At 71.8% G+C, this 14,170-nt stretch carries 15 protein-coding genes and 1 pseudogene; 12 read left to right on the top strand and 4 right to left on the bottom strand.

The features are described 5' to 3' along the window. Positions 1-312 precede the first annotated feature (312 nt). Together ABZX11_RS47695 and ABZX11_RS47690 are read right to left on the bottom strand one after the other, a co-directional pair. Complete coding sequence (locus ABZX11_RS47695; RefSeq protein ID WP_354925743.1) at positions 313-1,560, bottom strand: hypothetical protein; 1,248 nt, start codon at positions 1,558-1,560, stop codon at positions 313-315. 752 nt (positions 1,561-2,312) lie between these two features. After that, complete coding sequence (locus ABZX11_RS47690; RefSeq protein WP_354925740.1) at positions 2,313-3,479, bottom strand: pyridoxal phosphate-dependent aminotransferase; 1,167 nt, start codon at positions 3,477-3,479, stop codon at positions 2,313-2,315. Positions 3,480-3,508: 29 nt separating this feature from the next. Here ABZX11_RS47690 and ABZX11_RS47685 point away from each other — a divergent pair, with 29 nt between their 5' ends. Beyond that, entirely contained in the window at positions 3,509-4,807 is a 1,299-nt protein-coding gene (locus ABZX11_RS47685) for a DUF445 family protein (protein ID WP_176173486.1), read from the top strand. A gap of 216 nt (positions 4,808-5,023) precedes the next feature. Here ABZX11_RS47685 and ABZX11_RS47680 read toward each other — a convergent pair whose 3' ends face one another. Further along, the gene (locus ABZX11_RS47680) at positions 5,024-5,494 is read right to left on the bottom strand and encodes a CGNR zinc finger domain-containing protein (protein ID WP_176173485.1); all 471 of its coding nucleotides are present in this window, start codon (positions 5,492-5,494) and stop codon (positions 5,024-5,026) included. An 83-nt stretch (positions 5,495-5,577) separates the two neighbouring features. On the opposite strand from ABZX11_RS47680, the gene ABZX11_RS47675 reads away from it, so the two are divergent. The 3 genes from ABZX11_RS47675 to ABZX11_RS47665 are packed head-to-tail and all read left to right on the top strand — an operon-like array spanning position 5,578 to position 6,944. Continuing rightward, complete coding sequence (locus ABZX11_RS47675) at positions 5,578-5,946, top strand: VOC family protein (RefSeq protein WP_354925736.1); 369 nt, start codon at positions 5,578-5,580, stop codon at positions 5,944-5,946. A 7-nt stretch (positions 5,947-5,953) separates the two neighbouring features. Beyond that, the gene (locus tag ABZX11_RS47670) at positions 5,954-6,331 is read left to right on the top strand and encodes a zf-TFIIB domain-containing protein (protein ID WP_354925732.1); all 378 of its coding nucleotides are present in this window, start codon (positions 5,954-5,956) and stop codon (positions 6,329-6,331) included. A 1-nt stretch (position 6,332) separates the two neighbouring features. Then, positions 6,333-6,944, top strand: a complete 612-nt coding sequence (locus ABZX11_RS47665; protein WP_176173482.1) for an AAA family ATPase — start codon at positions 6,333-6,335, stop codon at positions 6,942-6,944. On the opposite strand, the gene ABZX11_RS47660 is transcribed toward ABZX11_RS47665, so the two are convergent. Beyond that, positions 6,941-8,083, bottom strand: a complete 1,143-nt coding sequence (locus ABZX11_RS47660; protein WP_354925729.1) for a methyltransferase domain-containing protein — start codon at positions 8,081-8,083, stop codon at positions 6,941-6,943. The two genes, ABZX11_RS47665 and ABZX11_RS47660, sit on opposite strands and share 4 nt — an antisense overlap. Positions 8,084-8,227: 144 nt before the next feature. Here ABZX11_RS47660 and ABZX11_RS47655 point away from each other — a divergent pair, with 144 nt between their 5' ends. From ABZX11_RS47655 to ABZX11_RS47620, 8 genes and pseudogenes are all read left to right on the top strand, one after another. Continuing rightward, positions 8,228-8,647, top strand: a complete 420-nt coding sequence (locus ABZX11_RS47655; protein ID WP_176173480.1) for a helix-turn-helix transcriptional regulator — start codon at positions 8,228-8,230, stop codon at positions 8,645-8,647. Beyond that, entirely contained in the window at positions 8,644-9,333 is a 690-nt protein-coding gene (locus ABZX11_RS47650; protein WP_354925726.1) for a hypothetical protein, read from the top strand. Before ABZX11_RS47655 ends, ABZX11_RS47650 begins: the two co-directional genes overlap by 4 nt. 84 nt (positions 9,334-9,417) lie before the next feature. Continuing rightward, positions 9,418-9,711 carry a DUF2516 family protein gene (locus ABZX11_RS47645; protein WP_013222364.1) on the top strand — a complete coding sequence of 98 codons (294 nt, stop codon included), beginning with the start codon at positions 9,418-9,420 and terminating at the stop codon, positions 9,709-9,711. A gap of 13 nt (positions 9,712-9,724) precedes the next feature. Beyond that, entirely contained in the window at positions 9,725-10,267 is a 543-nt protein-coding gene (locus tag ABZX11_RS47640) for a YbaK/EbsC family protein (protein WP_354925722.1), read from the top strand. After that, positions 10,264-11,271, top strand: coding sequence for an ornithine cyclodeaminase family protein (locus ABZX11_RS47635; RefSeq protein WP_176173477.1), 1,008 nt, complete (start codon positions 10,264-10,266; stop codon positions 11,269-11,271). Before ABZX11_RS47640 ends, ABZX11_RS47635 begins: the two co-directional genes overlap by 4 nt. After that, positions 11,268-12,716, top strand: coding sequence for an aromatic amino acid ammonia-lyase (locus tag ABZX11_RS47630; RefSeq protein ID WP_354925719.1), 1,449 nt, complete (start codon positions 11,268-11,270; stop codon positions 12,714-12,716). The genes ABZX11_RS47635 and ABZX11_RS47630 overlap by 4 nt, the downstream gene beginning before the upstream one ends. Before the next feature lie 554 nt (positions 12,717-13,270). After that, a complete protein-coding gene (locus ABZX11_RS47625; protein WP_354925716.1) occupies positions 13,271-13,834 on the top strand; it encodes a cadmium resistance transporter in 564 nt (187 codons plus the stop codon). Positions 13,835-13,884: 50 nt separating this feature from the next. After that, a pseudogene (locus tag ABZX11_RS47620) lies at positions 13,885-14,170 on the top strand (M15 family peptidase); the annotation flags it as partial.

Below are 14,170 nucleotides of genomic sequence, written 5' to 3'. Positions count from 1 at the left end.
TTCGTTTGCCTCGAAGTGGTGAACTCGCCGCAGCGGGCGGGGGCCCGGCGTGGGGGGCCGCGCGGGGGGGGGCCCCCCCCGCCGCCGGGACCGGGATCCGACCCGGCCGGGCGCGGTCGGCCGGTCGGAAAGCTGGTGGGTTCGCATGGTTTTCGCCCCTGGAGGTACGTCGGACGCGCGAGCGCGTCACGAGACGTGAAAGAGCCACGGATTACGGGCTGGAGCAGGGGAAACGTCACGCCTCAACGGCGTGCGGGCGCACCTTGACGACCTGGATTCGGGCGCACTTGTCCCCGGCTGCCCGGGTCGGGGTCAGTCGGGGGAGGTGGTGGGCAGGGCGGCTTCCCTGCCCGCGCCGTCGACCTCGTGGTCGCGGCTGGTGCCGATCAGCTTGAGCTGCGTGGTGGTGACGTCGTCGGTGTGGACGGCGAACGTGTGGCGGGCGCCGCCGGGACCGTCGTGGCCCGGGGCCGCGGTGGGGGCAGGCGCGCTCGGGGCGGGGGTGCTGCCGGGCAGGCCGGGCGACGAGTCGCCGCCGCCGGTGACGTGGGTGCCGGAGTCACGCGGCTGCTCGTGGCCCGCCGGCTGCGCCTCGGCGTGCCGGGTGAGCAGGCGACCGGCCGCGAACCGGACGGTCTGCTGCTGGTCGGCGGTCGTGGTGACGGCGGCCGGGACGCTTTCGGCGACCGCGGCCGGGGCCGGGGTGACGACGGCCGTCACGCCGGGGACGACCGCGGTCGCGCCGCCGGAGTTCGAGCCGCTGCCGAACACCGGGTCCAGGATCTGGTCGAGGGGCAGCAGGACCGGCGCGTTCGGGTTGTTCGCGGGCGGCTGGGTGAGCGGGGCGAGCACGGTGTGGGAGAGCGTGTCCGTGACCGTGCCGAGGGTGTCCGTGACGGTGGTGAGCGTCCCGCCCACGACGTTCAGGACGCCGCCGACGAGCCCGCCGACCAGGCCGCCGCCGGACGGGGTGGCCTTGGCCGGTGCCGCGGTGGTGTCCTTTGTGGTCGTTCCGCCGACCGCCTTCAGCGTGCCGCCGACGAGGCCGCCGAGCAGGTTGCTGCTCGCCTTCGGCGTCTCGGTGGCCGTGCTTTCCGAGGAGGTCGCCTTCGTGGCGGGCGCGCTGTCGGTGGCCGGGGTGTCCTTTGTGGCCTCGGACGTGGTGTTCGGTTCGTCCGCCGGCGCCTCGGTGGTGTCCGCCTTCGGCTGCACCGAGCAGGCGCTCTCGTGGTGGCCCTTGCGGTGCCTGGCGTGCCAGAGCGGCTTCGTGGCCTGGTCCACCGGGGTTCGGCTCGCGGTTTGGTCCACAGTGGAAACGACCGGCGCCTCGGCGCATACCGGGCGGTCGGCCGCCGACGCGGTGCTGCCGGACAGCGCGGCGCCGACCAGCCAGCCCGCGAGGGTCAGGCCCCCGGCGACCAGGATCTTGGCGGCGGGGCGCTGCAGCGACGCCGTCCACGGGCGCGGCGCGCGCACGCGCGCGTGCGAGGCAGCGGGATCACCGGGAGTGAGCGCAGGCCGCGCGGGAGCGTCGCGGCGCGCAATCGCCGTGCTGCTCACCGCCACCACCACCGTCCGCGCCTGCGGCTTCAGCGTTTCCGCTCAAGCCTGTTCTTGCTGGGGTCTTTCTCCGGCCAGGTCGCAGTTCCCCCGGGGCTGCACTCTTTCTAGCACCGCTCGGGAGTCTTTCATCTCTCCCGCGTTCGATCCAGCCCGTAAGGCCGAGCGGCCCTACCGGGCAAGGTAACTGCGGCCGACAAGTTGATCACTCTCAGTGCCGTTCGGGTGCTCTCTTACGGCCATTCGGACGAGTTCTGCAATTTGCACACTTCGGGGTTGACCTGATGTTTCCGCGCGCCGGGAAGCGCTTTGTGTCGAGACGGCTCCGCTGGGTGCGCGTACCGCCCCTTCGGCCAAGTGACCGGAATCGCGTCCGGAATCCGGGAGACGACTGGGCCGAACGGGTTCCCGGTGCGGCTTCGCTTGCCCTGAAACCGAAATCGTGCAGCCCGGACCGGTGCGGAATCCGGCTGCGGTCCGTGACCGCGCGTCCGTCGGCCTGATGGCCCGCGGGGTGTCCGGAGTGGCGGAGGCGCGGCAGGACGAGCCGGGCGCCGGCGACGTCCCCGGGCCCGGCTCGGCAGGCGCGGGGAGCGGCCCGTGTCATCGCGGAGAGTGACGGACTGGAGCGGCATGTGGTGGACGCGCGGCCCGGGCCGGCCGCCCGTCGCCGCCCCGGCCTCACCGGTGTCCGCTCCCGGTGCCGCCCCGGAACGGCCGCGGACGGCGTCTACGCAAGCGGATCGCGGTGATCAGACCAGTTTGCGCAATCGGGTGATGGCCTCGTCGATGACCTCGTTGCGCTTGCAGAACGCGAAACGCAGCAGGTGTTTCCACTCGTCCGGGTGATCGGTGAAGACCTTCACCGGCACCGCGGCCACCCCGACCCGGCCCGGCAGTTCCCAGGCCAGTTCGGCGGCGTCGGTGAAGCCCAGCGGCCGCACGTCGACGCAGACGAAGTAGGTGCCCGCCGTCCGCCGCACGGCGAACCCGGCGTCCGCGAGCCCGGCCGACAGCCGGTCCCGCTTCTCCTGCAGTGACGCGCGCAGGCCGTCGACCCAGGGCAGCTCGTGGTCGAGCGCGTGCGCGACGGCCGGCTGCAGCGGCCCGCCCGAGACGAAAGTGATGAACTGCTTCGCCGCCTTCACCGCCGCGACCAGTTCGGGCGTCGAGCAGACCCAGCCGATCTTCCAGCCGGTGCAGTTGAACGTCTTGCCGGCGCTGGAGATGCTCACCGTCCGCGGCCGCATGCCGGGCAGCGTGACCAGGGGGATGTGTTCGGCGTCGTCGAAGACGAGGTGCTCGTAGACCTCGTCGCAGATCGCGATGAGGTCGTGCTCGACGCACAGCGCGGCGAGCGCTTCGAGCTCGGCGCGGGTGAACACCGTGCCGGTCGGGTTGTGCGGCGAGTTCACCAGGATCGCCCTGGTCCGCGGCGTGACGGCGGCGCGCAGGCCGTCGACGTCGAGGCCGAACCGGCCGTCCGGGCCCTCGACCAGGCCGACGACCCGGCGCTCGGCGCCCGCCATCGCGACCGCGGCGGCGTAGGAGTCGTAGTACGGCTCGATGACGATGACCTCGTCGCCGGGCTCGGTCAGCGCGATCAGCGCCGCGGTGATGGCTTCGGTCGCGCCCGCGGTGACGAGGATCTCCGTGTCCAGGTCGTACTCGGTGCCGTAGCGCTGCCGGTGCCGCGCGATCGCGGCCCGCAGCTCGGGCCGCCCGGGGCCCGGCGGGTACTGGTTGGCCCCGCCGAACAGCGCGTTCTTGGCCGCGTCGAGCATGCCGGCCGGGCCGTCGGTGTCCGGGAAGCCCTGGCCGAGGTTGACGGCGTCGTGCTGGACGGCCAGCGCGGTCATCTCGGCGAAAATGGTCGAGGTGAACGGCCGGAGGCGGGGGACGAGAGCAGGTTCGCGCACGATCAAGCATCCTCACGGACAATGGTGATGTGGAGCAACTGACCCCCGCGAAGGTGACGCCCGCCGACCCACCGGGCGGCGCGGCAGGCGAAGAGGAAAAGCGGCGCGCGCTGCGCAAGATGAAGCTGGTCGCGCTGTCGTTCCTGCTCGGTGCCACGCTCGTGTTCCTGCTGACCAGCTGGGCGCAGGCGAGCGGCTGGCCGGGCTGGGTGGGGTACGTGCGGGCGGCGGCCGAGGCGGGCATGGTCGGCGCGCTGGCCGACTGGTTCGCCGTCACGGCGCTGTTCCGGCACCCGCTCGGGCTGAAGATCCCGCACACGGCGATCATCCCGAACAAGAAGGACGCACTGGGCAACAGCCTCGGCGACTTCGTCGGGTCGAACTTCCTGTCCGAGGAGGTCGTGCGCGACAAGCTCAAGCGCGTCGAGCTCGCGCGGCGCCTCGGCGGGTGGCTGGCGCAGGAGGAGAACGCCGAGCGCGTGACGTCCGAGCTGGCCACCATGGTCCGGGCGGCCGTGAAGGTGCTCCGCGACGAAGACGTCCAGGCGATCATGGAGCAGGCGGTCGCGCGGCGGATCATCGACAAGCCGTGGGGCCCGCCGCTGGGCAAGATCCTCCAGGGCGTGTTCGCCGACGGCGCGCACCACAAGCTCGTGGACCTGATGTGCGACCGCGCCTACGAGTGGGTCCGCGACAACCACACGACGATGCTGCGCGTGGTGTCGGACCGGGCGCCGAGCTGGTCGCCGAAGTTCGTCGACGAGATGCTCGCCGACAAGGTCTACGGCGAGGTGCTGTCGTTCGCGTGGGCGGTGAAGACCGACGTCAACCACCCGATGCGGCTCGCGCTCGACAAGTTCCTCGGCGAGTTCGCCCAGGACCTGCAGACCGACCCGGACGTGATGGCGCGGGCCGAGCAGGTGAAGGGCCAGATCGTGCACCACGAGGAGGTCCAGCGCCTGATCGGCTCGGCGTGGAGCACGGCGAAGGAGATGCTGCTGACGGCGGCCGAGGATCCGTCGAGCGAGCTGCGCCGGCGCGTCCGGCTCGGGCTGACGTCGCTCGGGTCCCGCCTGGTGTCCGACGACCAGCTGCGGGCGAAGGCCGACGGCTGGGTCGAGGGCGCGGCGGCGTACCTGGTGAAGAACTACTCGCGCGAGATCACCACGATCATCACGGACACGGTCGAGCGGTGGGACGCGGAGGAGACGTCCCGGAAGATCGAGCTCCAGGTGGGCCGCGACCTGCAGTTCATCCGGATCAACGGCACGGTCGTCGGCGCGCTGGCCGGTCTGGTCATCTACGCGGTCGCGGAGCTGCTGTTCTGACGGCCGGGGTCTATACCACACCCAGAGGACCTTCAACCGAGTTGTCCACAGGAAGCTGAGTTATCCCCGGGGTTATCCACAGCTTTTCACGGTGATGGCCTAACGGCTGTCCACAACGTGTGGGGGCGGGGCGGTCCGGGGCACGGATATGTGGTGCTTCGTCCCCAAGTTGTCCACAACCGTTCGAGTGTCCGCCGCTGGGTCGAGAGGCCGCCGTCAGCCCGTCGCCGCTTCCGCGGCGCGGGCGCGCCAGCCCCGCGCCTTCTCCCGGTTGCCGCAGACGCGCATCGAGCACCACGTCCGCGAGCGGTTGCGCGACTCGTCGTAGAACGCCCACAGGCAGGTGTCGGCCGGGCAGATCTTCAGCCGGATCCAGTCGCCGCGGACGACCAAGCGGGCGCAGGCCGCGAACACCGCTCCGACCACGTCCTCCGCGACCAGCACCGGGCCGGCCTCGGTGAGGGTGATCCGGGTGCCGATGTCGGCGCTGCCGCCGGTCAGACGCGGGTCGCCGATCGCCGCGCGGAGAGCGTCACGCGCCGCGCGGGCCTCGGCCGCCGGATTGGCCGCCAGTGCGTGCGCGGTCGCCCACTCGCGCCACCGCCCGGCGTCTTCGAGCAGGTCGGTGCCCTCTTCGACGTTGACCGTGTTGAGGAACTCCACCACGAGGGAGGCGTCGGTGTGCACTTACCGAGTGTACGGCGGTTGCCTTCGCGTGGGCTAACCCACATAATCGCTTCACTGGTTACTCAAGATCGGAGGGAGCGACGATGAGTGCGGTACCGACCCTGGGTGTGGTTGCCCTCGACTGCCCCGACCCGGTGGCGCTGGCCGGGTTCTACCGGGACGTCCTCGAGTGGGGCGAGCCGGAGGTGGTCGCGGACGGGCACTGGGCCACGCTGGCCAACCCCGAGGGCGGCGCGGGCATCGCGTTCCAGCGGGTGCCCGACTACCGGCCGCCGTCCTGGCCGTCCGCGGAGAACCCCCAGCAGCTGCACCTGGACCTGAACGTCACCGACCTGGAGGCGGCGCACGAGCGCGTGCTCGGGCTGGGGGCGAAGCTGCTCGACGACAAGCCGGAGACGTTCCGCGTCTACGCCGACCCGGTCGGCCACCCGTTCTGCCTCTGCGCCTGCTGACCCGTTTTTGCGTAGGCTCGTCGGTGTGATTTGTCCGAAGTGTCAGAACCAGATGCGGACCGTCGACAAGAACGGCATCCACATCGACCAGTGCGACGGCTGCCGCGGGATCTTCCTGGACCGCGGTGAGCTCGAGGCGATCGTCGGTGCGGAGAGCTCGTTCTACGGCCACCAGCAGCCGCCGCCGTACCAGCCCGGGCCGACGGCGCAGTACGGCCGTCCGGACTCGCCGCGGCCCTACCGCGGCGGCTACCCGGACTCGCCGAAGGTGTACCGCGGTGGTTACGCGGACTCGCCGCGCCCGCACCGCGGCTACTCGGACTCGCCGCGGCCGTACGGCCACGGGCACCGCAAGCGCAGCTTCCTCGAGAACCTGTTCGACTGAGATGGGGCTCGACCTGCTGATCTGCCCGGCGTGCGGGGACCGGGCAGACCGCCCGGTCGTCACCGGCGCCGTCGTCTCGTGCGCGAAGTGCGGGCACGAGTGGGCGTTCGAGAAGCTGCCGCTGTTCGCGCTGACCGGGCCGAGCGGCGCCGGGAAGTCGACGATGGGGCCGCTGCTGGCCGACCGGTTCGCCGGCGAGGTCGTGGTGCTGGACCAGGACATCCTCTGGATCGGCGCCCTGCGCGACGACGTGCTGGGGTTCCGCTCGGTCTGGCTGCGGATGGCGGCGATGCTGCACCAGAACGGCCGCCCGGTCGTGCTGTGCGGAACCGTGGCCCCGCCGGAGTTCGAGCCGCTGCCGGAGCGCGCGTTCTTCAGCGACATCCACTACCTGGCGCTGGTGGGGTCGCCGTCGTCGCTGCGCGCCCGGCTGCGTGCGCGGCCGGCCTGGCGGGAGTGGGACGAGGAGCGCATCGACGAGATGCTGGAGTTCAACGACTGGCTGCAGAAGTCGGCGCCCGAACTCGGCGTCGAGGTCTTCGACACCACGGACGTCTCCCGCGAGGCGACGGCCGACCACGTGGAGAAGTGGATCCGCGCGCGGCTGCCCTAAGGCAACGGCCAGGTGCGGCCGTCAGGGGTGTCGAGCCAGAACTCCTGGCGGTCGCCGGTCACCGTCACGCCGAACCGGTCGCGGTCCGGCTTGCCCAGCTCACACCACTCGACGTAGGCGGCCTCGGCCAGCTCCCACAGCCCCCGCGGGCCGCCCTGGGCGACCTCGTCCGCGCCGCCGCGCTTGCGGTGGCGGACCCACGAGCCGTCCGGGTGGACCAGCGCGACACCCGGCGTTTCGTCGCCTTCGCGCACCGGGCGGACGCCGGGCAGCGCCAAGCCCGCGAAGAATTCGAACTGCTGACGCGGCTGGAGCACCGTCGACATCGGCAGCCGCGTCTGTTCCCAGTCACCGCGTGAGGGCATCGGCAGCGGGCCCGTCTCCGGCAGCCGGTGCGCGCGCAGCGGCATGAAGCGGCCGTCGCGCGCGAGGACGCGGCCCTGCGCGGTGCCGTCCTCGCCGGCGACCAGCCGGACCAGTCCGGCGCCGATCGGGCGGTTCAGCGTTGTCACGATCAGCCCGCCCGGCTTCGTCTGCGCCAGCCAGGGGAGCGGGATCTCCGACACCGCGGCGGTGCAGAGCACCCGGTCGAACAGCGTGCCGGCCGGGAAGCCGAGCGCGCCGTCGCCCACCGCGCACGCCGGGTGGTACCCGGCCGCGGCCAGCCGTTCGCGCGCCGCCGCGACGAGCACCGGATCGATGTCCACTGTGGACACCTGGCCGGACCCGCAGCGGTGGCACAGCAGGGCGGCGTTGTACCCGGTGCCGGTGCCGATCTCGAGCACGCACTGCCCGTCGCGCACCCGCAGCTCCTCGAGCATGATCGCCATGATCGAGGGCATGCTCGACGAGCTCGTCGGCGTGCCCGCCACCGGGCCGGTGCGCCGGGCGAGCTCCCAGCGCTGTGGGTCGTCGTCGAGCTGAGTCACCAGCACGTCCCGCGAGTAGACCGTTTCCAGCCAGCCCGGGTCGCCGCGGTCGACGGCCGCCCACAGCCCGCCGGCCGGTGCGAAGAATCGCGGCAGGAAGACGTGGCGGGGGACGGCGCGGAAGGCGGCGATCCACTCGGGCGCGTGCAGGACGTCCTCGTCGCGGAGGTGCTCGACGAGGCGTCGCCGCAGCCGGGCCGAGCGCGTCATGGGGCCACGGTAGCGGTGCGCGTCACACCCGATGGTTGCAAGCAGGGTGCTTGCAATAGCTAGCACTCGCGCGTACCGTCGAAGGTGTCGCGAGGAGGTGACCGGATGGCAGAGACCGGTGGGACGTCAGGATCCGGCAGTCCCATGGAAAAGGTCGCGGACATCGCTTCCGACATCGGCGAGTACATCCGCCAGCAGCGCAACACCGCGAAGATCTCGTTGCGCCAGCTGTCGAAGCTCGCCGGCGTGTCCAACCCCTACCTGAGCCAGATCGAGCGCGGGGTCCGCAAGCCCAGCGCGGAAATCCTGCAGCAGATCGCCAAGGGCCTGCGCATTTCGGCGGAAGCGCTGTACGTGCAGGCCGGGATCCTCGACCTGCCGACGGGCGGGCCGGTGGGCGACGCGATCCGCGCCGACGCCGAGCTGACCGAACGGCAGAAGCAGGTCCTGCTCGACGTCTACGAGTCCTTCCGCCGGGAGAACGCCGCGGCACGGCCGGCCGCCACTCCCGCCCCGGAAACCCCAGACACCACACCAGCCGCGAACACCAAGGAGTCAGCATGACCACCCCCAAGACCGAAGACGTCAAGAAGGCCGTCACCACCGCTCTCGACCAGGTCCGCACGCCGCTGCTCGCCGCCCTCGGCGCCGGCAACCTGGCCACCCACGCCGTCACCGACGCCGTGGCGAAGGCCAAGGAGAACGTGACCAAGAGCGGCGAGGTGGCCCGCAAGAACCTGCAGGAGCTGCCGACCGACGTCGAGACCCTCCGCGAGAAGCTGGACCCGGCGGAGCTGCGCAAGGTCATCGACGAGTACACCGAGGCCGCGCTCAAGCTGTACAACAAGCTGGCCGAGTCGGGCGAGCAGGCGTGGGACAAGATCGCCGCGCAGCCGCAGGTCAAGAAGGCCATCGAGCAGCTCGAGGAGGCCCTGACCACCGCGCAGGGCCAGGTCGAGGGCGTGACCACCGAGGTCCGCGAGCGCGTCGACGGCGTGCTGGCCAAGGTGACCAAGCGCACCCGCTCGGCCGGCGAGAAGGCCGCCCGCAAGGTGACCGCGGTCGCCGGCGAAGCGGCCGACGCCGTCGAGGAGCTGGGTGACGACGTCGCCCACGAGACCCGCTCGGTCAGCCGCAAGGTCGCGAACAAGACGGCCCCGAAGACGGCCGCCCCGGCTCGCCGCACGACCACGTCGACCACGTCGGCCGCCGCCGCCAAGAAGCCGGCCGCGCCGAAGACCGACAAGTAAAGACGCCGTGAACACCCGGCCCCGTCATCGGACCCCCGATGGCGGGGCCGGGGTTGTTCGGGTGGTTTGCCGTAAGCTGTCGCTGTGCTAGTCGCCATCTGGATCCTCAACGTCATCCACTGGGGCAGCGCGCTGGTCGGGCTCTTCGCCTTCGTGCACGCGCTGCTCCAGCGCGCCGACGCGTATTCGGCAGCCGACCGCAAGACCAAGCCGATCTGGATGCTGATCACCGGCGGCGCGACCCTCGCCATGGTGCTGTTCCCGGTGATGGGCCCCGGGATGATCTTCTACGTGCCCGCCATGGCCGCGGCCCTGGTCTACATCGTGGACGTGCGCCCGAAGCTGATCGAGGTCCAGCGCGGCGGCTCCAGCTGGTAGTTACTCTGGCGGGGTGACCTGGACCATCGCCGGGAGCCTCACCGTCGTTCCCGCCCCCACGCGTACTGACCTGCTCGCCGAGCCCGTGGCCAAGGCCCTGGCTGCGCTCGCCGAACCGGACGCCGTCGGCGTCGCGGAGATCGACCCCTCGCTCGCCGACACCGCCGCTTTCTGCGAGGCCTACGGCTCACCGCTCGAGGCGTCCGCGAACTGCGTCGTCGTCGCCGGCAAGCGCGCGGGCGAAGTCCGCTTCGCGGCCGCGCTCGTGCTCGCGACCACCCGCGCCGACGTCAACGGCGTCATCAAGCGCCGCCTCGACGTCCGCAAGGCGTCGTTCGCGCCGATGGACGAAGCCGTCTCGCTGACCGGGATGGAGTACGGCGGCATCACGCCGGTCGGCCTGCCCGCCGAATGGCCCATCCTGCTCGACAAGCGCGTCGCGGACGCGCCCGAGCTCGTCATCGGCAGCGGGATCCGCGGCAGCAAGCTGCTGATCTCCAACGCCGCGCTGGCCGCCCTGCCCGGCGCGGAGGTCATCGAGGACCTCGCCCGGTGACGTCCGTCTGGCTCCGTTACCTGACCGGCGCCGACATCGACGCGCTCGGTGTCACGGACGCCGACATCGTGGGCGCGGTCGAGGACGTGCTCGCCGACCACGGCCGCGGCCAGGTCGTCTTCGAGCCGCGCACGCACCTCGTGCCGGACAACGGCGGCAAGGGCCACTTCAACATCCTTCGCGGTCACCTCTCCGCGAAGCAGGTCAGCGGCGTGAAGGTCGTCGGTGACTTCGTGGGGAACTTCGAACGGGGCCTCCCTTCGGAAATGGCGTTGATCCTGCTGCTCGACCCGGACACCGGCATGCCGCGGGCGATCGTCGACGGCACGATGATCACCGAGGCCCGCACCGGCGCGATGACCGCCGTCGGCGCGAAGTACCTGGCCCGCCCGGACTCACGGGTGCTCGGGCACATCGGCGCCCGCGGTACCGCCTGGTGGAACGTCGTACTGCTGGACTCCTTGTTCGACTTCGCCGAGATCCGCGTGACCAGCAAGCGCCCGGAGTCGCGCGAGGACTTCGGCCGCCGGCTGTCCGAGCGGCTCGGCAAGGACGTCCGCGTCTGCGCCACGGCCGAGGAGACCCTGGACGGCGCGGACATCCAGGTCGAGGCCTCCCGGCTGGTCGAACCCGAGGCGCTGGTGCGCCGCGAGTTCCTCCGGCCGGGCACCTTCCTGGTGCCCTACGGCACGATCAGCGCGCTCGAGCTCACGCTGCTCGACGACATCGACAAGGTCGTCGTCGACGACTGGCGCGAATCGCGGTCCGGCAACCCGCGGTTCGGCGCCCTGCGCCCACAGCTCAACGCCGGCCTCCTCACCGAGGACAGAGTCCACGCCGAGATCGGCGACGTCGTGGCGGGCAAGAAGCCCGGCCGCGAGCACGACGCCGAACGGATCCTGTTCTGGCACCGCGGTCTGTCCACAACGGACGTTGCGGTGGCGAACATGATCCTCGCCCGTGCCGAGGCTTCCGGCGTTGGCACCATGCTGCCCTACCGATGATCGTCTCCGACAGCGAGTTCGCCGACAGTGAACGGTTGGTTCTGGACAAACCGCTGGTAGCGGCGTTGCGGCGGCGCCGGAACGAGGTCTTGACAGCCTTGGCGCGGCCGGGCGAGCCGGTCTACGGGGTGACGACGGGGATGGGCCGTCTCGTGGGGGTCGCGCTCGACGCGGACCAGCAGGCCGAGCACCAGCGGAACCTGCTGGTCGGCCGCGCCGTCGGCGGCCCGCCGTGGCTGCCGCCCGAAGACGTCCGCGCGCTGCTCGTCGTCCGGCTGCGCGACTTCCTGCGGCCGTGGGCCGGGGTGAGCGCCGAGCTGGTGCAGTTCCTGGTGGACCGCTTGAACGACGGGTTCACGCCCGCCGTCCCGCGTTCGGGGCTCGGCAGTTCGGGCGAAATCATCGCGCTCACGCACGCGTTCCAGACGTTCCTTGGGCTGGGCACGGTCCTGGAGGACGGCGTGGAGGTGCCGGCCGCCTCGGCGCTTGCCGCGCGTGGTGCGGAGCCGTACGTGCTGGGGCCGAAGGAAGGCGCTTCGCTGATCCAGGGCTCGCCGCTGGCCGTGATGCACGCAGGGCGGGGCTGGGCCGAAGCCCGGCGGCTCATCGCCTTGCAGACGCTCACCGCGGCGATGGCGATTGACGTCCTCGGCGCCCCGCGCGCGGTGTTTTCCCCGGTGATGGCGGGTGGCGACGACCACCTGCGGGCGGTGCTGGACGAGCTGACCGAGCTGGTGGGCACCGGCCCGGTGCGGTCCGGCGTGGTGCAGGCCCCGCTTTCGGTCCGGGTCGCGCCACGGGCGCTGGCGCACGCGTCGCGCGTCAACGGCGAACTGCACGAGACGCGGCGGCGCTGGGAGACGATGCCGGGCGATTCGCCGTCGTTCGTCGACGGGGCTTTCGTGCCGGGGACCGGTTACCACGCGGTGGACCTGGGGCTGCGGATGGACGCGGTGACGGCCGCGCTGGTGCACCTCGGCGAGGTCTCGGTGCAGCGGACGCACCGGTTGCTGGACGAGCGGTTCAGCGGGTTGCCGCCGCAGCTCACGGCCGACCCCGGGCCGCGGGCGGGCCTGGTCCCGCTCCACAAGCGCGCGGCCGGCGAGCTGCACGCACTGCGCCGGTTGGCGACCCCGGCGACGTTGGGGTCGATCGACACCTCGGCTGGTCAGGAGGATGTGCAAGCGTTTGCGTCCGCGGCCGGGGAACAACTGCGCGCGGCGGCTGGGCACCTGTTCGCGATCACGGCCTGTGAGCTGATCACGGCTTCCCAGGCGCGGTATCTCGCTGGTGGTTCGGGCGTGGCGGGTCTGCGCGCGGGTTACCGGTGGGTGCGGTCGGTGGTGCCGCCGGTGGACGAAGACCGGTCTTTGGGGCCGGAAGTCGAGCGTCTGGTCGCTGCTTGCCGGTCGGCTGACTTCGCCGATCCGGCGACGCTCGGCTGAGGCCCGCGGGGGCGCCCCCCGTCTCGACACTATCGCGCTGCACCGACGATTTCGGCGCTGCAGCAACGAAACCGCACATGTTATCCACATGTGTGTCCGGCTGTGGACAACCAGCCGTCGGGCGGTGCCGAATCGGACATTTCGCGGGGGTGGGGCGCTACGTTCGTCGGTGAGCGCACGCCGGGGCCGCGTCCACGGAACTCCGGCAAGGTTCCGACGGGACTCGGCTCGCCGGCGGCAGTGCGCTCGTCGGGAACGAGAGAGGGGAGACATATACGACAGGACCTCGGACGCGAGTCCGGGACACGCGGGATCCGCTGGCAGCGCGAGTTCACCGGATAGCGAACCCGGCCGGGACTTCGCCCTCCTGCAGCATCGTCGGCCACAAGGCGTCGTGGCCGGCGTGCTGGAACTGCCGCCACGCGAGAGCCCCGACGTGGACTGGACTCGCCGCCGAGCGGGTCCGCCGGACCGGCGTGGCCGCGGCGCGCGATGGTGGGCATGGGCAGAATGTCCGTGCTGCCGAGCGCTGGCGGTTTCCCGTGGAGGTGGGTGTGGACGCCGGACTGCTGGGCCGCGCGGTCGCGATGTTCGCCGTGACGAACGTCGACGACCTCGTGCTGCTGGCGGTGTTCTTCGGCCAGGCAGCCGGCCGTCGCGGGGCGTTCAAGGTCGTTTCGGGGCAGTTCCTGGGCTTCGCGGGGATCTTGGCCGTGTCGGTGGCCGGTGCGCTCGGTGCCGGGCTGCTTCCGGACGGGGCCGTCCGCTGGCTGGGCGTGCTGCCGATCCTGCTCGGGATCCGGGCGGCTTGGCAGGCCTGGCGCCAGGACGACGACGAGCCACCGCCGGTGGCCGGCGTGGCCGGGATCGCCACGGTGTGCTTCGCGAACGGTGGTGACAACGTCGGCGTGTACGTCCCGGCGTTCGCCGCGAGCGGGCCCGCCGGACTGGCCGGCTACGTCGTGGTGTTCCTGGCGGGTGTGGCGGTCTGGTGCGCCGTGGGCCGGTTCCTGGCGACCCGGCCGGCCGTCGCGCGGGTGCTCGGCCGGTGGGGCCACGTGGTGCTGCCGGTGGTGCTGGTCGCGCTCGGCGTGCTGATCCTGACCGGGGCGTTCTGACGGCTTGCCGGGTCGGACCACGTCCACAGGGGCCGGAAGGTTGAGTCCCTGTGGGCTATCCGACGTCGGCGCAGCCGGTCGGCGGGGCCGGGCGTGTGGTGATCATGAATCCGAGAACCAGAGTTCTTGCCATCATCACGTTCGTGCTGTCGGTGCTCGTGGCCGGGGCCACGCAGGCGCCGGCCGCCACCGGGCCGCAGACCGTCGAGCTCGCGGCGCCCGCCGGGAGCGGGCTTCCGGTCTATGTCGCGGTCATCAGGCCGGTTTCCGCGGAGCGGCTGGGGAACAGCTGGCACGAGGGGTGCCCGGTCGGGCCGGACCAGCTGCGGCTGGTCA

Source organism: Amycolatopsis sp. NPDC004169 (genome assembly GCF_040610315.1).
In the GTDB taxonomy this organism is placed as follows: domain Bacteria; phylum Actinomycetota; class Actinomycetes; order Mycobacteriales; family Pseudonocardiaceae; genus Amycolatopsis.
The sequence above is the reverse complement of the archived record's forward strand: the minus strand, read 5'-3'. Positions and strand labels throughout refer to the sequence as shown.

What these genes read in the sequence shown, in the direction of transcription:
- ABZX11_RS47675 (WP_354925736.1), top strand. Translation starts at nt 5,578, where the DNA reads ATGAGTGCGGTACCGACCCTGGGTGTGGTTGCCCTCGACTGCCCCGAC.
- ABZX11_RS47665 (WP_176173482.1), top strand. Translation starts at nt 6,333, where the DNA reads ATGGGGCTCGACCTGCTGATCTGCCCGGCGTGCGGGGACCGGGCAGAC.
- ABZX11_RS47660 (WP_354925729.1), bottom strand. Translation starts at nt 8,083, where the DNA reads ATGACGCGCTCGGCCCGGCTGCGGCGACGCCTCGTCGAGCACCTCCGC.
- ABZX11_RS47655 (WP_176173480.1), top strand. Translation starts at nt 8,228, where the DNA reads ATGGAAAAGGTCGCGGACATCGCTTCCGACATCGGCGAGTACATCCGC.
- ABZX11_RS47650 (WP_354925726.1), top strand. Translation starts at nt 8,644, where the DNA reads ATGACCACCCCCAAGACCGAAGACGTCAAGAAGGCCGTCACCACCGCT.
- ABZX11_RS47630 (WP_354925719.1), top strand. Translation starts at nt 11,268, where the DNA reads ATGATCGTCTCCGACAGCGAGTTCGCCGACAGTGAACGGTTGGTTCTG.